Raw genomic sequence first — 22,245 nt, forward strand, 5'->3', positions numbered from 1 at the left:
TGAAAATGAACGATCCAGACGGTGTGGGCACTACCGTACTGTGAATGCTGCAAGGCCCGCACCCATAAATACGTTTGAATGCCGGTAGCGCGGGTGCCAGACTGGCGTTTTGAAGAGGCGCAATCATACGTGCCGCCTGATCCATGGAAAAGATACAGATCAGGCTTTTTCAGTTGCCGAGGTGTACCGATGGAAAAGTTGCAGAAAACCGTTGAAGAATGGAAGGCAATGCTCGATCCGGAGCAGTACAACGTGTGCCGTCTCAAGGGCACCGAGCGCCCTTTCAGCGGCAAGTACAATGAGACCCGGACCGATGGGGTGTATCACTGCATCTGCTGCAATGCGCCACTGTTCGATTCGACCACCAAGTTTGACTCCGGCTGCGGCTGGCCGAGTTTCTACGCGCCGATCGCCGACAGCGCAATGATCGAGATCCGTGACGTCAGCCACGGCATGATCCGCACCGAAGTCACCTGCGCCAAATGCGATGCGCATCTGGGCCATGTGTTCCCGGACGGTCCGCCGCCGACGGGGCTGCGGTATTGCATCAACTCGGTGTGCCTGGACCTTGTACCCCGTTAACTCGACTGACGGCGGGCCCCTGTAGGAGCGAGCTTGCTCGCGAAAGTCGTCAACGATTACACGGGCATTCTGGTTCAGCCCGGTGTCCTTGAGTTTTTCGCGAGCAAGCTCGCTCCTACAGAGTGTTGATGAGGTGTCATCAGTGCGGTCAATTAAATTGCACACAATTGAATTGCCTACTATGTTTCATCCTCATTCTTCCTTATCGAGGCACTGCCATGAGCAACAACCTGCTGAGCATCCCTTGCACCACCATCAAGGGTGAGCAAAAGACCTTGGCCGATTTCGCCGGCAAGGCCGTCCTCGTGGTCAACACCGCCAGCAAATGCGGCTTCACCCCGCAGTACAAGGGCCTGGAGCAACTCTGGCAGCAGTACAAGGACCAGGGCCTGGTGGTATTGGGCTTTCCTTGCAACCAGTTCGGCAAGCAGGAGCCCGGTGACGAAGGGGCGATTTCCGAATTCTGCGAGCTGAACTTCGGTGTCAGCTTCCCGTTGTTCAAGAAGATCGACGTCAATGGCAGCGATGCCCATCCACTGTTCGTGCAACTGAAAAAACAGGCGCCGGGCCTGCTGGGGTCCAAGGGCATCAAGTGGAACTTCACCAAGTTCCTCATCGGCCGCGATGGCCAGGTGGTCAAGCGCTTCGGTCCTGCCACCAAGCCGCAGGACTTGACCCAAGAGATCGAAGCCTTGCTCAAATGACCGACCTGCCCAGCGTGTCCCTGGCCCTGGATAACCAGCTGTGTTTCAAGCTCTACGCTGCGTCACGCGCTGTCACCCGTGCCTATAAGCCGATGCTCGACCAGTTGGGTCTGACCTACCCGCAATATGTGGTGATGCTGGTGTTGTGGGAGTGGCACGCCACGCCTGCGCTGCAGCCGACGGTCAAGGCCCTGGGGGAGCGCCTGATGCTCGACTCGGGCACGCTGACGCCGCTGCTCAAGCGCCTTGAACAGCTTGAGTTAGTGGCGCGTCGGCGCAGTGCCAGGGATGAGCGTGAAGTGCACTTGAGCCTGAGCGAGGCCGGTGTGCAACTGCGGGACCAGGCCCATGGCCTGAAAACCCGCCTGCTGTGTGATCGCGGCATCGACCTGAATCAAGCCGATGCCTTGCGCGACGGTCTCGACCAGTTGCTTGTGCAACTTAAAGACTTGTCGTCCCAGGCACCCACAAGTCCAGCAGGGCATTGAGTTCTTCGCGGCGGAACGGCTTGGCCAGGTAGTCATTCATCCCCGCCGCACGGCAGCGCTCGCGTTCTTCGGACAAAGCGTTGGCGGTCAACGCGACAATCGGCAGGTCCGGCCAGCGCCCGCTGCGCCGAATCTGCCGGCTGGCCTCATAGCCATCCATCACCGGCATGTTGCAGTCCATCAGCACCATATCGAAGCGCTGTTCTTCAAGAAACTTGAGCGCTTCGCCACCGTGGGCGGCCACGATCACTTCGCAGCCCAGTTTGCTGAGCATGCCCTTGGCCACCAGTTGGTTGACCGGGTTGTCCTCCACCAGCAGGATGCGCGCCCGATGTGCGAGCGGTGCGGCATCCAGTTGGACGGGGTCAAGCACCAGGTGCGCGTCGGTGCGCAAGTTGCGTTGCAGGATCTGGTACAGCGCGTTGCGGCTCAGGGGGCGTGCCTGTTGGTGCAACGGCGCCAGTGCCGCCACTTCTTCGCTGGGCATGAAGTTGCCATAGGCGGTCACCAGCAGGATGGGCGCGGTAATGCCCGGCCGTATGCGGAACAGGCATTCCGGGCAGTCGGTAATCAGCAGATCGGGGGTTTGCCCGCTCAAATCGTCATCCATGGTGAAACAGCGCAGGGACAGTCCCCAGCAGGGCAGCAGGGTCGTGAGCAACTCTGTCAGGCCGCTGCCGGCGTTGGTGATGGCGATGACCTCGCCTTTGAGAGGCGCTGGCTGGACCGCGGGCAAATGGGCGGGCAGTGGCAGGTCTGCGCAGAACTGGCTGCCAAAGCCCACCTCCGAGCTGATACTCAAGCGCCCCTTCATCGCTTCGCACAGGTTGTGCGTCAGTGCCAGGCCCAGGCCCGTCCCGCCATACTGGCGAGTGATGCCGGCGCCGGCCTGGGTGAACGGTTGGAAGATTTTCACTTGGGCCTCCTGCGCAATACCGATGCCGGTATCGCAGACTTCAATGCGCACCCCGCCCTCATGGGTACGCAGGCGCACATCAACCCGACCAAAGCGGGTGAACTTCAAGGCGTTGGAGAGCAAGTTACTGACAATCTGCCGCACACGGGTCGGGTCACCCAGCACCTGGGCCGGGAACTGCGGGTCGATCAGGCAGCTCAGTTCCACACTCGGTGCGGCGTTCTGCGATAACAGGTTGGCGGTGTCTTCCACCAGTGCGCCGAGGTCGAACGGGATGCGCTCCAGCTCCAACTGGCCGGCGTCGAACTTGGACAGGTCGAGAATATCGTTGAGCAGTTCCACCAGCACTTTGCCGGAGTCATGGGCGATAGACAGTTGCTGGCGTTGTTCGGCGTTCAACGGGCTGTCCAGCGACAGTGCGATCATGCCCAGCAGGCCGTTGAGCGGGGTGCGGATTTCGTGGCTCATGTTCGCCAGGAAGGCCGCCCGGGCCTGGGCCATGCCCAATGCATGCATCTTGGCGGCTTCCAGCTCATCGTTGGACTGGGTCAGCCGCTGGTTGCTGGCCTTGAGTTCAAGGGTGCGCGCGGACACGATATGTTCCAGTTGCCCCAGGTATTCAGTCAGCCGATCCTCGGCGTGGCGGCGCTGCTGGATTTCGGTTTCCATGTTTTCGAATTGCTGGTTGGCGACGTCCACCAGCACGCCGATTTCATCGTGCTCATGTCCTGGCGGGCAGTCCAGGCGTGCCTGCTTGCGGGTACTCAGCTCACGAATAATGCGCACCAGCGGTTGGGTCAGCATGACGTAGAACAGGCCCAGCAAAATCCCGGTCAGCAGCAGGCTGCGCGCGAACCCGTTGAGCAGGGTGATCTCGGCGCGGCGCAGGAACCGGCTACCAAAGGCGTAGGTGTCGACGTCCAGGCGCAGTACGCCAAGTGACTCGTTGGGCATGTGGCTCAGGAACAGTTGGTCTTCGAACTGGCGGTTGGCGCCAAACATGAAGTCACTGATAGGCCGGTAGGTGCTTTCCTTGCGTGGCCGGTCGACATCGGCCAGCACCACGCCGTTGTTGTCGATCAACTGCGCGCGAATGATGGCGGGGGAGTGCAGCAGGCCCAGGGTCAGTTCCTGGGCCAGTTCGGCATCGATGTTGTAGGCGATACGTGACGCGGGGTTATGGCTGATTTCGATCAGCGAACGTATTTCGCGGTTGATGGATGCGTCTTCGCTGGCATAATCAATGCCGATTTGGATCAGGCTGAGCAAGGTTCCCAAGACGAAACCGACCAGTACCGTCAATCTGGCTTGTTTATAAGACAAGCGGTGGGCGAACTTGATATCCATTGAGTGTTGAACCACTTCACGTTTCCCTTCGCCCGGCAAGCATAGCTGAACATCCACAAGCCCAGGCCTGCCCGGCATGAATCGTTTTTTACGCAGCCCCAAGCGGTCTGTCGCAGGGTTGCCAATACGCCATCTTTTGCAAGAACTTGCCAGAGGAATAATCGTGGATTCTCGATTGAGTGCCTTTCTGGAGCGAGCCGATGCCGTGCTCGCCCGCCTGGAACCCTTGTTGCCCGCGCCGCGCCAAACCATCGACTGGAACCAGTGCCTGGCCGCCCGTTGGCAGCGCGAGGGCCGCAGTGGCTTCCTGTTGCCGCTGGACGTGAGCCTGGACATGCGCTTGTCCGACCTGATCGGCGTGGACAAGCAACGTGAAACCCTGGCGCGCAACACCCAGCAGTTCCTGGATGGCCTGCCTGCCAACCATGCGTTGCTGTGGGGTTCGCGGGGCACCGGTAAATCGTCCATGGTGCGCGCTTTGCTCGCCCAACACGCCAAGGCCGGTCTGCGCCTGATCGAAATCGAGCGTGACCACTTGGCCGACCTGCCGCGGGTGGTTGAGCAACTGCTCAAGTTGCCGCAACGTTTCATCCTGTTCTGCGACGACTTGTCGTTCGAAGCCGGCGAAGGCGACTATCGGGTGCTCAAGAGCGTGCTGGATGGCTCCCTGGAACAGGCCCCTGAAAACGTGCTGCTGTATGCCACGTCCAACCGCCGCCACCTGGTGCCGGAAAACCAGAGCGACAACGATAACTGGAAGCGCGTGGACGGTGAGTTGCACCCGAGCGAGGCGGTGGAAGACAAGATTGCCTTGTCCGACCGCTTTGGCTTGTGGCTGTCGTTCTACCCGTTCACCCAGGAACATTTCCTGGATGTTGTCGAGCACTGGATCGGTGAGCTGGCGAACAAGGCGGGTTTGCAGTGGCAGCGTGATGAGGACCTCGACATTCTCGCCGTGCGCTGGGCCACCGGGCGTGGCAACCGCAACGGTCGTTGCGCGTATCAATTCGCCCGTTACTGGGTGGGTCTCAAATTGCTGGAGCGTCAACCATGATCGATTTACAACAAGCCGGCACCGGCCTCGGTGGCTATGCCCTGCTGAGTGCCCAACTGGAGTCGCTGCTGGCCGATGAGCGTGATTTCATCGCCAACAGCGCCCAGTTTTCGGCTTTCCTGTTCAGCCAGCTGGATGACCTGAACTGGGCGGGCTTTTACCTTAACCGCAATGAAGAGCTGGTGCTTGGCCCGTTCCAGGGGCAGATCGCCTGTGTGCGTATTCCGTTCGGCCGTGGGGTGTGCGGTGCGGCCGCAGCCTCGCGGCAAACCCAGCGAGTAGACGATGTGCACGCGTTCCCCGGGCATATCGCCTGTGATAGCGCCTCCAACAGCGAATTGGTGGTGCCACTGGTCAAGGACGCCAAATTGATAGGTGTCCTTGACCTCGATAGCCCGTCGTTGGCCCGCTTTACCCCTCAGGATCAGGCGGGTATCGAACAGCTGGCGGCGATTTTCCTGCGGTTGACCGACTGCTGATCGAAATAGGGGGCGCGACCCGCCCCTTATCAGCCATCCAGTTCCTCAAGCCGCACTTGCAGCATCCTCTCCAACTCCAGCATCAGCTTCTCCAAGGACTTTACACCTGCCTCGATCAGGGGCCGATCATCACCCCGGGCACAGGCCTGTTCGACGGCTTCGCATTGCGAGGCCAGCGCAGAGGCTTGAACGATGCGCGCGGCCCCCTTGATCTTGTGAGCCTGTTCGATGATCTCTTCGGGCAAGGCCTGCGCTGCGATCAGTGCGACCAGCTCCTGGCGATCCTGGCGACTGCTGTTCAGCAACTCTTCCAGCAAGAGGCGGCTCATGTGCGGATCGCCACCGGTAAGGGCCTCGAAGTTGCCGATGTCCAGGGTCATGCCGCTGGGTTGAGGACTTATCTTCGCCAATTGCCGCTCCAGCGCCGTAAGGTTGATGGGTTTGAACAGGCAGTCATCCATGCCTGCCTGCGCACAGCGTTGTTTCTCTTCGGGCTGGGCATTGGCAGTAAAACCCAGTACCACGCAAGGCGTCAGCTGTTCGCGTTCCTCGTATTCGCGTATCGAACGACTCAGCTCGTAGCCATTCATGATCGGCATGTTGCAATCGGCGATCACCAGGTCAAAGCGCTCCTGGCGCCAGGCCTGGAAGCCGGAGGCGCCGTTCTGGGCGGCGGTGTATTGATGACCCAGGTAGCCGAGCTGCTGGCACATCAACAGGCGATTCGCCGGGTGATCGTCCACCACCAGCACATTGAGCACCGGCACGTTCGAGGTTGCGGCGGGCTTGAGCTCTTCGGCCACCTGCAGCGCCGGCAGGCGATTCATTTTCAGGCTTACATGCACCTGGGTGCCCACCATGGGCACGCTGCTCAGGCTCAGTTGCCCGCCCATCATCGCGCACAGGCTGCGACAGATCACCAGCCCGAGGCCCGCACCGCTCCTGGCCAGCTGTCCTGAGTTGTCCGCCTGGGCAAAGGGTTCGAACAGGCGCATCTGGTCGTCCCGGCTGATACCGATGCCGGTGTCCTCCACCACCAGTTTCATCTCGACCTGCTGCGGCAGTTCGGTGGCTGATACTTCCACCTTGATCTTTACCTGGCCACGTTCAGTGAACTTGATGGCGTTGCTGATCAGGTTGGACAGCACCTGCTTGAAGCGCAGCGGGTCGATCAGCACTTCGGTGTGTTCCAGATCAGGCGTGAACTCCAGCAGCAGGCTAAGGGTTTTCTGGCGTGCCAGGCCGTCGAAGACACGCACCACCGACTCGATCACCTCCCTCAGGTTGACGCGTTCCGGTGCCAGGCTGAGGCGACCGGATTCAATCCGCGCGATGTCCAGGATGTCGCCGATAAGCTCGAGCAGATCCTTGGCCGAGTTGTAGGCAACCTCAATGGCCGGGCGGTCGAGGTGGCCCTGGTCCGCCCGTTTGAGGGTCAGCTCGAGCATGCCGATCACCGCGTTCATCGGCGTGCGGATTTCGTGGCTCATGGTGGCGAGGAATGTGCTTTTGGCCCGATTGGCCTCGTCGGCCCGCTCCTTGGCGGTGCGGAGTTCGTCGAACAACTGGCGTCGTTCACTGATATCGATCCAGCCACCGATGATGCCCTGAACTTCACCGACGGAGTCGCGGTACGGCAGGATCCAGTGGTAGATCGTCAGTTTTTTTCCGCGAATATGCAGGGTGCGGTCCAGGATCAGCGGGTTGCCCTCGGCCACCACGCGCCGATAGTCGGCATGGTATTGCGCCGCCTCGACGGCGAGGGCTGTGCTGATCTGGACCGCGCTTTTACCTATCACGTCCTCGCGCTTGACGTCGAACGCCTGCAGGTAGCTGTCGTTGCAGGTCTGCAGCAGTCCCTTGTTGTCACGTACGTAGATCGGGTGCGGGGTTTCATTGACCAGGGCGCGCATGAACTCGAACTGATCATTGAGGGCGCGCTCGGCCATTTTCCGTTGCTTGATCTGGCGGCGCATGTACGCGTTCCAGCTCAGGGAAATCAGCAGCAGCAGGCCGGTGCCGATAACGATGCGCGCAATCAGTTGGTGATAGTCGCGCCAGTAACTGTCCGAGGCGGCGGTATAGCCGCGCCAACGACTGTTGATCACGCCGAGTTCGTCCGGGGCGATGCTGAGCAACGCCTTGTCGAGAATCGAGCTGAGTTCGGTGGCGCTGCGGGAGGTCGCCAGCCCGAAGGTGGCCGGCATCGTGCCAATACTGAAGCTGATTTGGATCTTGTCCTGGAGTATCTGCGAGGACAGGAAGTAATTGGCGACCACCAGGGTATTCACCGCGCCCTCTACATGGCCTTGTACCAGCAGTTCGGCTGACTTGAACGTGTCGCCGGTATCTACCAGCTGAATCTTTGGGAAGTGCTCACGCAGGAATTTTTTCAGCGGGCTGCCTTGCGTGATCGCCAGGCGCTTGCCCTCCATTTCCTCAAGGCCTGTGGGGGCCTGGCCGTCCTTGCGTGTCAGCATCACGTAGGAGTTTTCCAGGTAGGGACGACTGAAGTTCAGTTGGGCTTCTCGCTCGACGCTGGGGATGATTGCTCCGACGATGTCCGCTTTGCCGGTTTCAACGTGCTCGATCATGGTGTTCACATCACGCCCGCGCTGAATCTCGAAGCGCAACCCGGTGCGCAGGCGAATCAGTTCCAGCAGGTCGGCCGTAATGCCGCGGAAAGTGCCATCGGCGTCGAAGAAGGTCAGCGGCGCAAAGGTGGGGTTCACGATCACTTTGACGACCGGGTTTTCTCTCAGCCAACGTTCTTCGCGAAGGCTCAGTTGCAACTTTTGGTCGGTCAGGAGGATGTCGCTGCCGGCACTCCAGCGTTTGGCAATCGTTTCCCGTTCGGCAGTGGGCACGGCCCTCAGCACGGCGTCGACGATGCTCAACAGTGTCTGCTGGTCCTGGGGCATTGCAAAGCTGAATCCATAGGCTTCATGTTTGCCGAAATTCGCCATGCGGATGTTTTTCAGGTAACCCTTGTTGATCATGTAGTGGGTGGAAATGGTATCGCCGAGAAAGACGTCTGCCTGGTCGAAAGCCACGGCATTCAAGGCGTTTTGATAAGAAGGGTAGGCACGGATGATTGCCTTGGGGTATAGCCTTTCCACTTCGTGCAGTGGCAGATAGTGATAGACCAGTGCCAGGCGCATGCCGGCCAGCCCATCATTCAGGCTGCGGGTTTCGCCTTCGCGGGTCACCAATACCGGCCGGTCCACGGCGTACGGTTCTGACAGCGTCAGGTTGGGATTTGCCGCTTCAAAGCTGTTGGAGGAACCCAGTAAATCGATTTCCCCTGCTTCGAGGGCACGAATGGCGGCCTCTCGGGAGGAGTAGCGCAACACTTTTACCGGCACGTCCAGCGCCATTGCCAGCAGGCCGGCGTAGTCGGCGGTGAGTCCCTCATAGTCACGCCCGCTGGAGGTGAGGTCAAAGGGCGGGTAGTCAGGAAACGCCGCGCCCAGTACCAGTTCGCGTTTGTTCTGGAGCCATTGGCGTTGGGCCTTGTTCAGGTAGGGTTCCAGCTGCACGGAGCTCGCGCGACTCAATAGGTTGAAATGCTCCGGGCTCGCTGGAGGGGTGGCAGGCACGGCGGTGCTGAAGCACAAACCGGCACTCAATATAATCAAATAGTCCTTTATACGCCTGGGCATCCGGTTTCTCACACTAGCGCGTTTCGTTTTGCCATCTCGATAAGTTCTACCAAGGACTTGGCTTGAAGTTTTTGCATCAGCCTCTTTTTATATGTGCTTACTGTTTTGTTGCTCAGGAACATACCTTTAGCTATTTCCTTATTGGTGCGGCCCTGTGCGAAAAGTTGCAATACCATCAACTCGCGATCATTTACGGCCTTGAACAGTTCAAGTTCCTTGCCGCTTTCATCGCAGGGGGTCAAGGCCTGGCTGGGGAAGTAGTTGTAACCGGACAGTACGGCGCGGATGGCGCTCATCAGCTCGCTCAGGTCACCTTCCTTGCACACGTAGCCATCGGCCCCCGAACGCATGCAGCGCGTGGCAAACAGGGTGGGGGATTGAGCCGTCAGAACCAGGGTTTTCATCGAGGCGTTCATGGCGTTGAATCGGCACAGCACTTCCAGGCCATCGAGTTTTGGAATGCTGATGTCGAGGATGATCAGGTCCGGCATGCATTCGCGGACCATTTGTATGGCGTCGCATCCGTTATCCGTTTCGCCGACTACTTTGAAGTTTTCTTCGTGCTCCAGCAACATTCGTATGGCCAGTCTTATAACGGGATGGTCATCAATAATAAAAACTGTGTTCATGATCATATTCCATGCAGGTACAAATAAAGCGGGCACATTAGCTCAGAAGCCGATGGGTAAGCATGAACTTGGGTGGCAACAGGTATAAAACAGGAAAGTTCCTACATTAAAAAAGGTAAAAGCCTACCCATCTCTAAGGAGTCGTAACGCGAAAGGCCAATGCTCCGCAGAGGCGCGGGCTGAAGGAACGTGGCAGGGACTTTACGGTTGTTGTGCGCGAATTTTCTGACTGATCAATTTGTTTAAAGTCCTACATTTATAACGTGAGTAATGTATGGGTCAAACGTGCAAGCTCATCTTTATTCAACGGCTTTGGTAAGTAACCGAGCAATGGCAGGCCACGTTTGTGGGCTTGGGTTTGCAACGCTGAAAGTTCTGCCTCGGGAAGTCCGCTGAGCAAGATGGCGGTCTTGATAAAGCGTTGGCGACTGGCGATTTCAATCAATTCAAGCCCAGGCAGGTCGGGCAGGCACTGGTCACAGAGGATGATGTCGAAGGGCGCTTCGGCCTGGGTCATCAAACGGATTGCCTCTTCGGCGTTTTCGGCCGGGACCAGGTGCTCGAAGCCGAAGCTCCTCAGCAGGCATTGGGTGGCGAGCAGTTGAAAGGGATGGTCCTCCACCAACAGGATCCGAAGGGGGTAACGGGGCATAGAAGGCACACGGTGAGTCAAGCGTCGATAGGGGGCACGTAGGAACTGTTCGCCAGACCTGCCCGGAGCGTGCGCGATTATTCTTCGGGTGCTTGTGCGAATTCGATCAGGCCGCTCTGTTCCCATCGTAGGCAGATTCTGTTCAGTGAACAGGCGGCGTGATCAGCCAGGTTATTGAGGGCTGGAGCGCCCGGTCATCTCCCGTGCCATCTCGGTGGCATAGCTGTCGGTCATGCCGGCAATGAAGTCGATCATCCGCAGGAACGACCTGTGCAGCGGCCACGCAGGGTCCGGCGCGTTGTTGCCCAGAAGGTCGAGAATGCGCCGGTTCTTGAACGATGGCGTGCGTCCGCCGTGCTGCTCCAGGGCTGCGCCGCAGAAGGCGTTCAACAGGATTTCCAGGGTGGTGTAGGCACCGATCTCGTGCAGGGTCTTGCGCTTGTCCTGGAAGATTTTCTTGCGCGCCATGTCCTTGGCATCCAGCACGCAGCGTTTGGCGGGGCCGTGCATGTGTTCCACCAGGTCGCCGGGCAGGGTGCCGGCAAGCAAGGCATCCTGTTGTTCGACGAAGGCGCGCGCCGCGGCGTTGGTCAAGTGCTCGATGGCCTTGCCGCGCAGGATCGCCAGCTTGCGTCGGCGCGAGTCCTGGGCGCCCAGTTGCCGGTAGGTCTGCGGCAGGTCGTCGCCCACCAGGTCGAGCAGCAGTGACTCGACTTCGGTGTACTCCAGCAGGTCCATCTCCAGGCCGTCCTCCAGGTCGATCAAGGCGTAGCAGATGTCGTCTGCCGCCTCCATCAGATAGACCAGGGGATGGCGAGCCCAGCGTTGTTCCTCGAGTTGCGGCAGGCCGAGCTTGCTGGCGATCTGTTCGAGGATCGGCAGTTCGCTCTGGTAGCAGCCGAACTTGTGTTTCTTGTAACCCAGGGAGTCGGCGTGGCGGGCGGTCCAGGGGTACTTGAGGTACGTGCCCAAGGTCGCGTAGGTCAGGCGCGTGCCGCCGTCGAACTGGTGGTATTCCAGTTGGGTCAGTACCCGGAAGCCTTGGGCATTGCCTTCGAAGTTGAGGAAGTCATTGCGCTCGGCGCTGCTCATGTCGTCCAGCCAGCCGCGCCCTGCTGCCTGCTGGAACCAGTGGCGGATGGCGTCTTCGCCGGAATGCCCGAACGGCGGGTTGCCGATGTCATGGGCCAGGCAGGCCGATTGCACCACCATGCCCAGGTCGCTCGGGTCGCACCAGTCGGGCAGGGCGCTGCGCAGGGTTTCGCCCACGCGCATGCCGAGAGAGCGGCCTACGCAACTGACTTCCAGGGAGTGGGTCAGGCGTGTATGGATATGGTCGTTGCTGGACACCGGGTGCACTTGGGTCTTGCGGCCCAGGCGGCGAAACGCGCCGGAGAAGATAATGCGGTCATGGTCTTTGTGAAACGGACTGCGGCCGAGTTCTTCCGGGCTGTGCAGGGGTTTTCCAAGGCGTTCGCGGGTAAGCAGGGTGGGCCAATCCAAGGCGGGTACTCTCCGTACGGTGAATGACCCTCCCAGCTTCCCGGTTCCGCCTTGGCGGGGCAAGCGAAAATCTACAGCCCGGCCGCGTCGATATCGATTAACAGCAAGCGCTGACCGTTATCGAAGAATTGTCCGGCGGTGAGGCAGTACTGGTTGGTGGTGGCGTCGCGGTAGGTCGAGGACAGCGTCAGGCGACGCTCCTCCCAACCTTCGGCCAGCAGGTGATAGAAGTACGGGCGCCATGACCAGTTGTGGCCCAGGTAGCGGCTGTCGGCCTGCCAGGCGTCCTGGCGCCATTCGAAGTTGGGGGTCAGCTGGGTGCCATGCCGGTCGCACTGGTAAAAGCGCAGCAGCCAGGGGAAGGCCGGCAGTTGGGGCAAGTGATCCAGCGGGGCTTGGGCCTGTGCCCAGGATTGCAGGATCTTCATCAGTTCGGTCAATTGCTGGCGCAGTTGCATGATGCGCCCGCGTTCGGCCAGCTTCTGCTGGACATACGCCGCGCGCAGTTGGTCAAAGCGCGGCACGAAGGCGTCGGTGGCGAACCAGTCCAAGTGCGCCTGGGCAAACAGATAGCCCTGCACGTAGCGCGAACCGCATTCCAGGGCGAAGCTCAGCTGCGCCTCGGTTTCCACGCCTTCGGCAATGATCCAGCAGCCGGTCTTTTCCGCCATCTGCGCCAGCGCCCGCACGACGTCACTGCTCGGTCCGCCCCTGGCGGCTTGCTGGAACAGGCGCATGTCCAGCTTGAGGATGTCCGGCTGCAGCGCCAGTACCCGGTCAAGCTGGGAATAGCCGGCACCGAAATCATCGATGGCGATGCGCGCACCGGCCTCGCGATAGCGCGCCACCACCTCGGCCAGGCGCTGGATGTCGCCGCCCAGTTCGGTGATCTCGAACACGATGCGCTGCGGGTCGACGCCATGGCTGTGGATCTGTTTGAGGCTCGGCAGCGCCTGGCCCGGACGCAATTGGTTGATCCAGCGCGGCGAGATATTCAGGCTCAGGAACCAGTCTTCCGGGGCTTCATGCAGGCGGCTCAAGGCATTGTCGCGAATCTGCCGGTCGAGACGGCGCAAGGTCGCGCCTGGCGTGCGTGGGTCGGCGAACAGCGGGCCAACGGACTGCAGGCGGCCATCAGCCTGGCGTAGACGCCCCAAGGCCTCGACGCCGGCAATGCGCCCGGTGGCGGTATCGATAAACGGTTGGAAGCAGGCGAGCGGTTGCCCGTCGATCACGGGGCCTCCTTAAAAGCACTGGCGAAAAAAGGCCCGGTCCTCGAAAACGAGGACCGGGCCATTCTGTTAGCAAGAATGCAGCCAGCAGGCTCAACTTTTGCGTGAATTGCCCTGCATGGCCAGTTTGATCAGCGGGATCAGGCCGGCACCGAGGCGCACCAGGCGCGTCACGCTGCTGATACCGCCGCCCTTGGCGCCTTTGCCGGTCAAGAACCCCATCAGCGTCACCGCGGCCACGCCCCACAGCGGCGCGTGCTTGATGCCCAGGCCACCCTGAAAGCTCTGGCCCATGTTGCGCACCTTGTTCAACGGCACCATCAATTGCTGGGACTCGTGGCGAATTTCCTGGCGGTGCATCTCCATGCGCAGGCGGATCAACGCCTTGCGCATTTCCCGGCGGGAGGTTTGCTGGATTTCATTCGAGCTCATGGCAGCAGGCGCTCCCGATCATTGGCCAGCTCTTCGAGGGTGGCGTGGAACGGCGTGGATTCATCGAACACCGCCGCTTTCAAGCGCACCCCGCAGAAGGCAGCGGCCAGGCTGTAGAACACACAGAGGCAGATGATCCCGGTCAGGCGGTAGCCGGTGTCCCATACCAGGATCATCACCAGCGTCGACAACCCCACCAGCAACAACAGGGCAAACACCAGCGCCAGGCCGGCAAACAGCAGCAGGCTGACGGTACGGGCCTTCTGCTCCTGCAGTTCGATGCCAAACAGTTCGACGTGGCTGTGCAGCAAACCAAGAACGGCCGCGCCCAGGCGTCGTGAAGTTGAGCCCGTGGACGAGCTGCTTTCGCCGATAGACATGATTTAGCGCCTTGTAGCCAGAAGGCCGATCAAAAAGCCCACGCCGGCGGCAATGCCTACCGACTGCCAGGGGTTGGCCTGCACGTAATCTTCGGTTGCGGTGACCGCCGCCTGGCCGCGTTCGCGCAGGGAGTCTTCGGTTTGCTTGAGGGTTTCGCGGGCCTGCAGCAGCGTGTCATGAATCTTGGCGCGCAGCTCATCGGCCTGGTCGCCCGCAAGCACCTTGGTGTCGTCGAGCAACCTTTCGGTGTCAGTGACCAGGGTTTGAAAATCCGCCATCAGTATTTCTTGAGCAGTCTTTGCAGTTCTTCTGGCCATGGTTATCTCCGTGATTGGCTGATCGGTACGTGTGGTTTCGAGTCACCGGTATCGGTGAAGGTTCAGTGCAATTGTCTGGTACAGCTTTTGCTTTGCCTTGGTGCGCACGCCCTGGGGCTTGCGCTGAATCCGGGCGGTCGGGGCTCAAGTCTCGAAAAACCTTACCCTAAATAATTGAAACTCGCGGAAAAACCCTGTCGGCAACGGCCGGTTGTGTTGAACGCTGCGCTAAAGCGGTTCACGCCCTCTGAAGAGGGGCGGTACCGGTGGTGCCAATTTAGTGCGCGCAACCCCTGGCTTGAACCGCTTTGGTGCTTTTGCCTTTACACAGGCCTGCCAACCTCCATGGAAAATCTGCAAAGTGCGGTGGACACTCTGGTCCACAGCTCCAATACCCTGTTTATCCTGATCGGTGCGGTCATGGTCCTGGCCATGCACGCCGGCTTCGCGTTTCTGGAAGTCGGGACGGTGCGCCAGAAGAACCAGGTCAACGCTCTGTCGAAGATCCTCAGCGACTTCGCCATCTCCACGCTGGCCTATTTCTTTATAGGCTATTGGATCTCCTACGGCGTGAGCTTCATGCAACCGGCGGCCGTGATCAGCGCCGACCATGGTTATGGCCTGGTGAAGTTCTTCTTCCTGCTGACGTTTGCGGCAGCGATCCCGGCGATCATCTCCGGCGGTATTGCGGAGCGTGCAAAGTTCGCTCCGCAGTTGTGCGCCACTGCGTTGATCGTGGCGTTTATCTATCCGTTTTTCGAAGGCATGGTGTGGAACGGCAATTTCGGTTTGCAGGCCTGGTTGCTCAAGACGTTCGGCGCCAGCTTCCATGACTTTGCCGGCTCTGTGGTGGTGCATGCCATGGGCGGCTGGCTGGCGCTGGCGGCGGTGCTGCTGCTGGGCCCGCGCAATGGGCGCTACCGCGAAGGGCGCCTGGTGGCGTTTGCGCCGTCGAGCATTCCGTTCCTGGCGTTGGGCTCGTGGATCCTGATTGTCGGCTGGTTCGGCTTTAACGTGATGAGCGCGCAAACCCTGGACGGCGTCAGCGGCCTGGTGGCGGTGAACTCGCTGATGGCCATGGTCGGTGGCACCGTCGCCGCCCTGGTGATCGGTCGCAACGACCCAGGCTTCCTGCATAACGGTCCGTTGGCCGGGCTGGTGGCGATCTGCGCCGGGTCCGACCTGATGCATCCGGTGGGCGCGCTGGTCACCGGTGTCGTCGCTGGCGGACTGTTTGTGTGGTGCTTTATCGCTGCCCAGGACCGCTGGAAGATCGACGATGTGCTGGGGGTGTGGCCACTGCATGGCCTGTGTGGTGTATGGGGCGGGATTGCCTGCGGCATCTTTGGCCAGACCGCGCTGGGTGGATTGGGCGGTGTGAGCCTGATCAGCCAATTGATCGGTACGGGGCTCGGCGTGGCCGTCGCGCTCGGCGGCGGCCTGCTGGTGTACGGCGTGATCAAGCGCGTACACGGGCTGCGCCTGAGCCAGGAAGAGGAGTATTACGGCGCAGACCTGTCGATCCACAAGATCGGTGCGGTCAGTCAGGATTGATCGGCGCCTCTTCGTCGGTGCTCGGGTGCGTGTAGAAACCGTGCAGCAGGCGATAGCGGTTATGCCGGACTTCATCGACCCGCGCCTGGACCTGTTGGTCCGGCAGGCCCAGCAGGATCAAGGCGTGGGAGGCGAGCATCAGGCTTGACTCCAGCAGCTCGGGCACCACTTCGCTGGCGCCCGCGGCTTTCAATTCAGCCCACTGGCTGTCATCGCGGGTGCGCACCAGGATCGGCACGTCGGGGTTGATATGGCGGGCTTCCTTGAGCACCGCCAGGGCCACATCACTGTTGTCCACGGCAATCACCACCAGGCGCGCCCGTTCCAGGCCCACGGCACTGAGCAAGGCGCCACGGCGACAGTCGCCGTAATGCACGCTGCTGTCTTCGGTGGCGGCTTCCTGGACCCGTTCCGGGTCGTCATCCAGGGCGATAAACGCCTGTTGCTCATTGCGCAGAAAGCGCCCGATGGATTGCCCGACCCGGCCATAGCCGCAGATGACCGCATGCCCGTGTAATTGGGCGTTGAGGGCGGCAATTTCTTCAAGTTGCACCTGTTGGTTGGGCTTGCGGTGCAGGCGCAGGGCCATCGCCGGCGCGGCGCGCAGCAGCAGTGGGGTCAACAGCATCGAACAGAACGTGGCGGCGAGCAGCAGACCGTTGAACTCATCGGGGATCAGCCGGCTCTGCTGCATTTGCGCCATCAGGGCAAAACAGAACTCACCGCCCTGGGCCAGGGCCAGGCCGCTGCGCCAGGCGGTTTCACTGTCGCTGCCGCGCAGCTTGACCAGCGCGGCCACCACTCCGCCCTTGATCAGCATCAGCGTGAGAGTCATGCCGAGGATCAACAGGCTGTGGCTGACGAACAACTGCAGGTCGATGAGCATGCCGATGCTGACGAAAAACAGCCCCAGCAGGATGTCGCGAAACGGGCGGATATCCGCTTCGATCTGATGGCGGTAATGGCTTTCACCCAGCAGCATGCCGGCCAGGAAGGCGCCGAGGGCAGGGGAGAGTCCCAGCAGATGCGTGAGCCAGGCTGTCAGCAAGACGATCACCAGCGCCAGCAGCACAAACAGCTCTGCCGAATGGGAAGCGGCGACCTCATGAAACAAGCGCGGCAGTAACCAGCGGCTGGCGAGCAACAGGCCCACGAACAACACCACGGTTTTGCCCAGCGTCAGCGGCAACGCCCAGTACCAGGCCTGTTCGCTGCTGCCGGCGAACACCGGCACCAGCGTCAGCAGCAACACCGCCACCACATCCTGGAACAGCAACACGCCGATCGCGTTCTGGCCATGGCTGCTGAAGATTTCGCCGAGGCTGGTCAGTTCCTTGCTGACGATCGCCGTGGACGACAGCGCCAAGCCCGCACCCAGCAACAAGGCGATGCCCGGCGCCACGCCAAAGGCCATCAACAGGCCCCCCAGCAGCACGCTGCACCCCAGCACCTGCAAGCTGCCCAGGCCAAACACCACGCGGCGCAGGGCGAGCATCCTGGTCAGGGAAAACTCCAGGCCCAGTGAGAACAGCAGGAACACCACGCCCAGTTCGGCGAGGTCGGGCAGCTCTTCGCTGTCATTCACCCAGTCCAGGGCCGTCGGCCCTACGGCCAGGCCCACGCACAGGTAGCCCAGCACGGGGGGCAGTTGCAGCCGGCGAAACAGCGCAATCACCACCAGGGATGAGGCCAGAATGATCAGCAGGTTGGCGAACACAAGCATCTCCGTTGCAGGGTGAGCGGGCAAAAAGCCGCGAGAATCGCTGAATCAGTTATAGGCCATGGTGATCTGGGTCAGGGTTTATTGTGGTCGGCGGATTTCCGGAGAGTGAACGCTGTACCTGTGGCTAGCCCGCTCGCCACAGGTTTTTGTCAGGCTTAGAATGCTCGTCTACTTACTGATCGGGGCCAGTCGCCATGCTTCCTGAATGCCAGTTGTTCGGCACCCTGGGTTGCCATCTTTGTGAGATTGCCGAAGCCGAAATCATGCCGCTCGTCGAACGCGGGTTGCTGGTCGAGTTGGTTGATATCACCGACCCCGACGACCTGACCGACGCCTACGGCCTAAGGATTCCGGTGCTTCGGCGGGTGGACACGGGGGCTGAACTGGATTGGCCCTTCGATGCGGATCAGGTTGTCGCCTTCCTGCGCTGACGTTTATGCGATGGCGGGTTTCCGAATATTACGTTACTGTATGTTTGTACAGCGATTGAATAGAGGGAACGCCCGTGGTGAATGTTGAACAACTGAAAAGCAGCGTCAATCGCATGTCTGCCGATGTCGTGCGCGACGCGGTGAACGAGCTGCGCCTCGACGGCCTGGTCACGGAAGGCAAGACGCCGTTTAACAAAGTGCATTTCAATACCTGCTTTGCCGAGATCGAGGCGCTGTTCCAGCGCGCCGGTTATCACAAGCAGCTCGATGTGGTGGGTTACCAGGGTCTGTTGTACGCGCTTTACGATCCCGGCCGCTGGGAAGCGGTAGACGTGCTGCGCTGGCTCAAGGAGTTCACCGAGGCGGCGAGTGCTTCGCCGGTCCTGCGCGCGGAATTGGCCAAGGCCTGAGATCCGCCCTAGGTTTCATCCCGCTTGATGCGGGATAATGCCCGCCTGTTTTTTCAAGGCTTCGAGCATGCCCACATCCGCTTTTTCCGCGTCCCAGCACCAAGCCAGCACCCTGTACCTGCCACCTGGCCCCTGGGCGACGGTGCTGGAGTGCCTGTGCGAACATTTTGCGGCGATCAGTCGCGAACACTGGCTGGACCGCATCGCCCGCGGGCGGGTGCTGGATGTCAATGGCAGCCCGATCCCCCTGGACCTGGCCTACAAGGAAGGCCTGTGCATCTATTACTTCCGTGAAGTCCCCAACGAAAAAGTCATCCCGGTGCAGGAAACCATCCTCTACGCCGACGAGCACCTGGTGGTGGCGGACAAACCGCACTTCCTGCCCGTGACCCCGGCCGGCGAGTACGTCGAGCAAACCCTGCTGCGCCGCCTGATTCGCCGCTTGGACAACCCGGCGCTGGTGCCCTTGCACCGCATCGACCGACACACCGCCGGGCTGGTGTTGTTCTCGGCCAACCCGGCCAGCCGCTCGGCCTATCAGCAGCTGTTTCCCACGCGCCGGATCGATAAATTCTACGAAGCCATTGCCCCGGCCTTACCGGGACTGACATTCCCGTTGGTACACAAAAGCCGCCTGGTGGATGGCGAACCGTTCTTCCGCATGCAGGAAGGCCCTGGCGCCAGCAACACCGAAACAGCGGTGGAGGTGCGGGAAAAGAACGGCGACTTATGGCGCTACGGCCTGTTTCCCGTGACCGGCAAGAAGCACCAGCTGCGCGTGCACATGACCGCGCTGGGGGCGAGCATCTGCAACGATCCGTTCTACCCCGACGTGATTAAGGATGCTGTGGACGATTACGCCAATCCCCTCAAGCTGCTGGCCCAGGGCGTGCGGTTTATCGACCCGGTCACCGGTGAAGAACGCCGTTTTCGCAGCCTCATCACCCTCGACTGGTAACCCCCGGAAACGACAAGGCCCGCGCGAGGCGGGCCTTGTGTGCAGGCGCTGAGGCTTACAGGTCTTTAACGGTGCGAACCTGATCCTTGTTGATGCGGGTACGCTTGCCATCAAGCTGTTCGAATTCGTAGAAACCCGAATCTTCGTTGTATTTCGGGGTGTCGACGGCCTGGATTTCGCGACCGTCATTCAGGGTGATCACTGTCGGCGAGGCGCAACCGGCGAGGGTAGCCAGGCCCAGTGCAAGCATGAGAGCGGCGATGGTCCGTTGAGTCATGGGTGTTGTCTCCAAGAGAATACTTTTTGATTGCTGACCTTGTGACGTGTGAGACGTCGCCAAAGTTCCTTGTGCGAAGGTTCATTCTGACACGTCAGACCTTGGGCGCAACAGCTCTGGTGTATTCAGGTTGGCCAGGCGCGGGTCATCGGTTGGGCATTCCACGCCGACGCCGCCCAATTGCAGGAGGATCTTTCGCGGGCTGCGTTCACCGGCATGCCAGGCCTGTTCTACCTCGGCTTGCAGGCCGATGGGGATGATGCAGATCAAGGGTTCCCAGAATTCACCGTGGCGCACCATCACCGGCAACAAGGGATGGCGTTGTGCGGTTTCACGCAGGTCGGCGAGGAGTCGAGCGTCGATATGGGGCACATCGCACGGCAGGATCAGCAGGTGCCCATGGCGCGCGGCGGCCAGTCCTGCGCGGATACCGGCCAATGGCCCGGGAAAATCCGGGCTGTCGTCGCTTACCAATTGGTCGGCATAGGCGGCGTACTGCGCCAGGTTGCGGTTGCACGAGATGATCAGGTCATCGGTCAGTGGCCGCACCAGGCGCTGCACGTGTGCGATCAAGGGCAGGCCGTGCCAGTCCAGCAGGCCTTTATCCTGGCCGCCCATGCGCTGGCCGCGGCCGCCGGCCAACAGCAGGATCGAACAGGGCAGGGGGATTGAATCGAGTGGCATGTGGGTTCCGCGCAGGCAGCTGAACAGGGGCCTGTGATATAACATCGGGCCGTTCCTTCGACAACCGGACCGTGCCATGAAAGCCAAGGCCGATGCACCCTTCGTACCCCTGAATATCGCGGTATTGACCGTCAGCGACACCCGCACCCTGGACACCGACACCTCGGGCCAGGTCTTCGTCGACCGCCTCACCGCCGCCGGCCACCACCTGGCCGAGCGCGTGCTGCTCAAGGACGACCTCTACAAGATCCGCGCCCAGGTCGCCCACTGGATCGCTGAAGACGTGGTGCAAGTGGTGTTGATCACCGGCGGCACCGGCTTCACCGGCCGCGACAGCACCCCCGAAGCGGTCAGCTGCCTGCTCGACAAACAGGTCGACGGCTTTGGCGAACTGTTCCGCCAGATTTCCGTGGCCGACATCGGCACCTCCACCGTGCAATCCCGTGCACTGGCCGGCCTGGCCAACGGCACCCTGGTGTGCTGCCTGCCGGGCTCCACCAATGCGGTGCGCACCGGTTGGGATGGCATCCTCGCCGAACAACTGGATAACCGTCATCGGCCGTGCAACTTCGTGCCGCACCTGAAGTTGGCCGAACCCTGTGAATCCCGTGGGTAAGCCCGGCAAGACCGGCGCCCTGATGCCGGTAGAACAAGCCCTGCAACAGCTGCTGGCGATGGCCGAAGCCGCGCCGATCCGCGAGCAGTACGTGCTGCCCCTGGCCGAGTGCGACGGCCGTGTATTGGCCCAGGATCTGGTCTCCACCCTCGACCTGCCGCCCTGGCCCAACAGCGCCATGGACGGTTACGCCGTGCGCCTGGCGGATTGGACCGGTGAACCCTTGCCCGTCAGCCAGCGTATTTTCGCTGGCCAGGCGCCGCAGCCGCTGGCGGCCGGCACCTGTGCGCGCATCTTCACCGGGGCGCCGGTACCGGAAGGCGCGGACTGCGTGGAAATGCAGGAAAACGCCGTGGTCCACGCCGATGAGCGCGTGAGCTTCAGCGAACCGTTGCAGCTCAACCAGAACATCCGCCCCCAAGGCCAGGAAACCACCGTCGGTGAGTTGGTGCTCGCGGCCGGTACGCGCCTGGGCCCGATCGAACTGGGCCTGGCGGCTTCCCTTGGTCGTGACCGTCTGGACGTGATCCGCCGCCCGCGTGTCGCGGTGTTGTCCACCGGCGATGAGCTGATCGAGCCCGGTTTGCCCCTCGGTCCGGGCCAGATCTACAACAGCAACCGCCGCGTGTTGTGTTCCTGGCTTGAGCGCATGGGTTGCGAAGTCATCGACGCAGGCATCCTGCCGGATGACCTGGAGCAGACCCGTTCGCGCCTGGCAGGCTTGAGCGCGGTTGATCTGATTTTGTCCACGGGCGGTGTGTCGGTGGGCGAGGCGGATTTCCTGGGTATTGCCCTGCGCGAGGAGGGTGAGCTGGCGTTATGGAAGCTGGCGATCAAGCCGGGCAAACCCCTGACCTTTGGCCATTTCCGTGGCGTGCCGGTGATCGGCCTGCCGGGCAACCCGGCCTCGACCCTGGTGACCTTTGCGCTGTTGGCGCGCCCCTACTTGCTGCGCCGCCAAGGTGTGGCGGACGTGGAGCCGCTGCGTTTCGACGTGCCGGTGGGGTTCACCTGGCCCAAGCCGGGCAACCGCCGCGAGTATCTGCGCGGGCGCATCGAACAGGGCAAGGCGATCATCTACCGCAACCAGAGCTCCGGCGTGCTGCGCAGCGCGGCGTGGGCGGAGGGGTTTGTGGAGGTGTTGGAAGGGACGACGCTGGACATCGGCGATCGAGTCAATTTCATCCCTCTGAGTGAAGTCTTGAATTGACCCC

At 61.1% G+C, this 22,245-nt stretch carries 23 protein-coding genes; 11 read left to right on the plus strand and 12 right to left on the minus strand.

Going from position 1 to position 22,245, the window contains the following annotated elements; all coding sequences use genetic code 11:
* Positions 1–189: 189 nt before the first annotated feature.
* From msrB to J3D60_RS30260, 3 genes are all read left to right on the plus strand, one after another.
* Positions 190–582: a peptide-methionine (R)-S-oxide reductase MsrB gene (gene msrB, locus J3D60_RS30250; RefSeq protein ID WP_065939967.1), complete on the plus strand. Its 393-nt coding sequence runs from the start codon at positions 190–192 to the stop codon at positions 580–582.
* Between the two features lie 218 nt (positions 583–800).
* On the plus strand, positions 801–1,286 hold the full coding sequence (locus J3D60_RS30255) for a glutathione peroxidase (protein ID WP_027607003.1): 486 nt from the start codon (positions 801–803) through the stop codon (positions 1,284–1,286).
* Positions 1,283–1,774, plus strand: a complete 492-nt coding sequence (locus J3D60_RS30260; protein ID WP_141157124.1) for a MarR family winged helix-turn-helix transcriptional regulator — start codon at positions 1,283–1,285, stop codon at positions 1,772–1,774. Before J3D60_RS30255 ends, J3D60_RS30260 begins: the two co-directional genes overlap by 4 nt.
* On the opposite strand, the gene J3D60_RS30265 is transcribed toward J3D60_RS30260, so the two are convergent.
* Positions 1,728–4,037, minus strand: a complete 2,310-nt coding sequence (locus J3D60_RS30265) for a response regulator (protein ID WP_253493799.1) — start codon at positions 4,035–4,037, stop codon at positions 1,728–1,730. The genes J3D60_RS30260 and J3D60_RS30265 overlap by 47 nt on opposite strands.
* A 163-nt stretch (positions 4,038–4,200) precedes the next feature.
* Here J3D60_RS30265 and J3D60_RS30270 point away from each other — a divergent pair, with 163 nt between their 5' ends.
* Positions 4,201–5,091, plus strand: a complete 891-nt coding sequence (locus tag J3D60_RS30270) for an ATP-binding protein (protein ID WP_027607006.1) — start codon at positions 4,201–4,203, stop codon at positions 5,089–5,091.
* Positions 5,088–5,570 (plus strand): GAF domain-containing protein, encoded by a 483-nt coding sequence (locus J3D60_RS30275; protein ID WP_115488079.1) that lies wholly within the window; start codon positions 5,088–5,090, stop codon positions 5,568–5,570. Before J3D60_RS30270 ends, J3D60_RS30275 begins: the two co-directional genes overlap by 4 nt.
* Before the next feature lie 29 nt (positions 5,571–5,599).
* Here the strand turns inward: J3D60_RS30275 and J3D60_RS30280 are convergent, their stop codons facing one another.
* The 8 genes from J3D60_RS30280 to J3D60_RS30315 all read right to left on the minus strand — a co-directional run bounded on the left by J3D60_RS30280 (position 5,600) and on the right by J3D60_RS30315 (position 14,378).
* Positions 5,600–9,232: a transporter substrate-binding domain-containing protein gene (locus tag J3D60_RS30280; protein ID WP_253493802.1), complete on the minus strand. Its 3,633-nt coding sequence runs from the start codon at positions 9,230–9,232 to the stop codon at positions 5,600–5,602.
* Between the two features lie 8 nt (positions 9,233–9,240).
* Positions 9,241–9,861 (minus strand): response regulator transcription factor, encoded by a 621-nt coding sequence (locus tag J3D60_RS30285; protein ID WP_065939963.1) that lies wholly within the window; start codon positions 9,859–9,861, stop codon positions 9,241–9,243.
* Positions 9,862–10,117: 256 nt separating this feature from the next.
* Entirely contained in the window at positions 10,118–10,513 is a 396-nt protein-coding gene (locus tag J3D60_RS30290) for a response regulator (RefSeq protein WP_065939962.1), read from the minus strand.
* A gap of 171 nt (positions 10,514–10,684) precedes the next feature.
* The gene (locus J3D60_RS30295; RefSeq protein WP_115488082.1) at positions 10,685–12,016 is read right to left on the minus strand and encodes a deoxyguanosinetriphosphate triphosphohydrolase; all 1,332 of its coding nucleotides are present in this window, start codon (positions 12,014–12,016) and stop codon (positions 10,685–10,687) included.
* A gap of 71 nt (positions 12,017–12,087) precedes the next feature.
* On the minus strand, positions 12,088–13,251 hold the full coding sequence (locus J3D60_RS30300) for an EAL domain-containing protein (RefSeq protein ID WP_065939960.1): 1,164 nt from the start codon (positions 13,249–13,251) through the stop codon (positions 12,088–12,090).
* 90 nt (positions 13,252–13,341) lie between these two features.
* Positions 13,342–13,680, minus strand: a complete 339-nt coding sequence (locus J3D60_RS30305) for a hypothetical protein (protein WP_065939959.1) — start codon at positions 13,678–13,680, stop codon at positions 13,342–13,344.
* Entirely contained in the window at positions 13,677–14,060 is a 384-nt protein-coding gene (locus J3D60_RS30310) for a phage holin family protein (protein WP_065939958.1), read from the minus strand. Before J3D60_RS30310 ends, J3D60_RS30305 begins: the two co-directional genes overlap by 4 nt.
* Positions 14,061–14,063: 3 nt before the next feature.
* A complete protein-coding gene (locus tag J3D60_RS30315) occupies positions 14,064–14,378 on the minus strand; it encodes a YqjD family protein (RefSeq protein ID WP_012723021.1) in 315 nt (104 codons plus the stop codon).
* Between the two features lie 345 nt (positions 14,379–14,723).
* On the opposite strand from J3D60_RS30315, the gene J3D60_RS30320 reads away from it, so the two are divergent.
* Entirely contained in the window at positions 14,724–15,932 is a 1,209-nt protein-coding gene (locus tag J3D60_RS30320) for an ammonium transporter (RefSeq protein WP_065940001.1), read from the plus strand.
* Here J3D60_RS30320 and J3D60_RS30325 read toward each other — a convergent pair.
* Positions 15,919–17,655, minus strand: a complete 1,737-nt coding sequence (locus J3D60_RS30325; RefSeq protein ID WP_253493804.1) for a monovalent cation:proton antiporter-2 (CPA2) family protein — start codon at positions 17,653–17,655, stop codon at positions 15,919–15,921. The genes J3D60_RS30320 and J3D60_RS30325 overlap by 14 nt on opposite strands.
* 194 nt (positions 17,656–17,849) lie before the next feature.
* On the opposite strand from J3D60_RS30325, the gene J3D60_RS30330 reads away from it, so the two are divergent.
* The 3 genes from J3D60_RS30330 (at position 17,850) to J3D60_RS30340 (ending at position 19,454) form a co-directional block, all read left to right on the plus strand.
* Positions 17,850–18,086, plus strand: coding sequence for a glutaredoxin family protein (locus tag J3D60_RS30330; RefSeq protein WP_027607016.1), 237 nt, complete (start codon positions 17,850–17,852; stop codon positions 18,084–18,086).
* Between the two features lie 74 nt (positions 18,087–18,160).
* Positions 18,161–18,496 carry a hypothetical protein gene (locus J3D60_RS30335; RefSeq protein ID WP_003209087.1) on the plus strand — a complete coding sequence of 112 codons (336 nt, stop codon included), beginning with the start codon at positions 18,161–18,163 and terminating at the stop codon, positions 18,494–18,496.
* Between the two features lie 67 nt (positions 18,497–18,563).
* Positions 18,564–19,454 (plus strand): pseudouridine synthase, encoded by an 891-nt coding sequence (locus J3D60_RS30340; RefSeq protein ID WP_253493807.1) that lies wholly within the window; start codon positions 18,564–18,566, stop codon positions 19,452–19,454.
* A 55-nt stretch (positions 19,455–19,509) separates the two neighbouring features.
* Here J3D60_RS30340 and J3D60_RS30345 read toward each other — a convergent pair whose 3' ends face one another.
* Positions 19,510–19,731, minus strand: coding sequence for a YgdI/YgdR family lipoprotein (locus J3D60_RS30345; RefSeq protein WP_010211805.1), 222 nt, complete (start codon positions 19,729–19,731; stop codon positions 19,510–19,512).
* Between the two features lie 81 nt (positions 19,732–19,812).
* Positions 19,813–20,415: a molybdenum cofactor guanylyltransferase MobA gene (gene mobA / locus J3D60_RS30350; RefSeq protein ID WP_253493808.1), complete on the minus strand. Its 603-nt coding sequence runs from the start codon at positions 20,413–20,415 to the stop codon at positions 19,813–19,815.
* Between the two features lie 76 nt (positions 20,416–20,491).
* Between mobA and moaB the strand changes: the two genes are divergently transcribed.
* Positions 20,492–21,031, plus strand: coding sequence for a molybdenum cofactor biosynthesis protein B (moaB, locus tag J3D60_RS30355; protein ID WP_141605862.1), 540 nt, complete (start codon positions 20,492–20,494; stop codon positions 21,029–21,031).
* A complete protein-coding gene (gene glp, locus J3D60_RS30360) occupies positions 21,015–22,241 on the plus strand; it encodes a gephyrin-like molybdotransferase Glp (RefSeq protein WP_253493809.1) in 1,227 nt (408 codons plus the stop codon). The genes moaB and glp overlap by 17 nt, the downstream gene beginning before the upstream one ends.
* Positions 22,242–22,245: the final 4 nt, after the last annotated feature.

Origin of the sequence: Pseudomonas sp. S3E17, from assembly GCF_024168685.1 — a bacterium.
Taxonomy (GTDB): domain Bacteria; phylum Pseudomonadota; class Gammaproteobacteria; order Pseudomonadales; family Pseudomonadaceae; genus Aquipseudomonas; species Aquipseudomonas marginalis.

Bases quoted from the DNA above. Each gene is read 5' to 3' on its own strand.
- msrB (WP_065939967.1), top strand. From the start codon at position 190: ATGGAAAAGTTGCAGAAAACCGTTGAAGAATGGAAGGCAATGCTCGAT.
- J3D60_RS30255 (WP_027607003.1), top strand. From the start codon at position 801: ATGAGCAACAACCTGCTGAGCATCCCTTGCACCACCATCAAGGGTGAG.
- J3D60_RS30260 (WP_141157124.1), top strand. From the start codon at position 1,283: ATGACCGACCTGCCCAGCGTGTCCCTGGCCCTGGATAACCAGCTGTGT.
- J3D60_RS30265 (WP_253493799.1), bottom strand. From the start codon at position 4,037: ATGGATATCAAGTTCGCCCACCGCTTGTCTTATAAACAAGCCAGATTG.
- J3D60_RS30275 (WP_115488079.1), top strand. From the start codon at position 5,088: ATGATCGATTTACAACAAGCCGGCACCGGCCTCGGTGGCTATGCCCTG.
- J3D60_RS30280 (WP_253493802.1), bottom strand. From the start codon at position 9,232: ATGCCCAGGCGTATAAAGGACTATTTGATTATATTGAGTGCCGGTTTG.
- J3D60_RS30285 (WP_065939963.1), bottom strand. From the start codon at position 9,861: ATGAACACAGTTTTTATTATTGATGACCATCCCGTTATAAGACTGGCC.
- J3D60_RS30290 (WP_065939962.1), bottom strand. From the start codon at position 10,513: ATGCCCCGTTACCCCCTTCGGATCCTGTTGGTGGAGGACCATCCCTTT.
- J3D60_RS30305 (WP_065939959.1), bottom strand. From the start codon at position 13,680: ATGAGCTCGAATGAAATCCAGCAAACCTCCCGCCGGGAAATGCGCAAG.
- J3D60_RS30310 (WP_065939958.1), bottom strand. From the start codon at position 14,060: ATGTCTATCGGCGAAAGCAGCTCGTCCACGGGCTCAACTTCACGACGC.
- J3D60_RS30315 (WP_012723021.1), bottom strand. From the start codon at position 14,378: ATGGCCAGAAGAACTGCAAAGACTGCTCAAGAAATACTGATGGCGGAT.
- J3D60_RS30320 (WP_065940001.1), top strand. From the start codon at position 14,724: ATGGAAAATCTGCAAAGTGCGGTGGACACTCTGGTCCACAGCTCCAAT.
- J3D60_RS30325 (WP_253493804.1), bottom strand. From the start codon at position 17,655: ATGCTTGTGTTCGCCAACCTGCTGATCATTCTGGCCTCATCCCTGGTG.
- J3D60_RS30330 (WP_027607016.1), top strand. From the start codon at position 17,850: ATGCTTCCTGAATGCCAGTTGTTCGGCACCCTGGGTTGCCATCTTTGT.
- J3D60_RS30340 (WP_253493807.1), top strand. From the start codon at position 18,564: ATGCCCACATCCGCTTTTTCCGCGTCCCAGCACCAAGCCAGCACCCTG.
- J3D60_RS30345 (WP_010211805.1), bottom strand. From the start codon at position 19,731: ATGACTCAACGGACCATCGCCGCTCTCATGCTTGCACTGGGCCTGGCT.
- mobA (WP_253493808.1), bottom strand. From the start codon at position 20,415: ATGCCACTCGATTCAATCCCCCTGCCCTGTTCGATCCTGCTGTTGGCC.
- moaB (WP_141605862.1), top strand. From the start codon at position 20,492: ATGAAAGCCAAGGCCGATGCACCCTTCGTACCCCTGAATATCGCGGTA.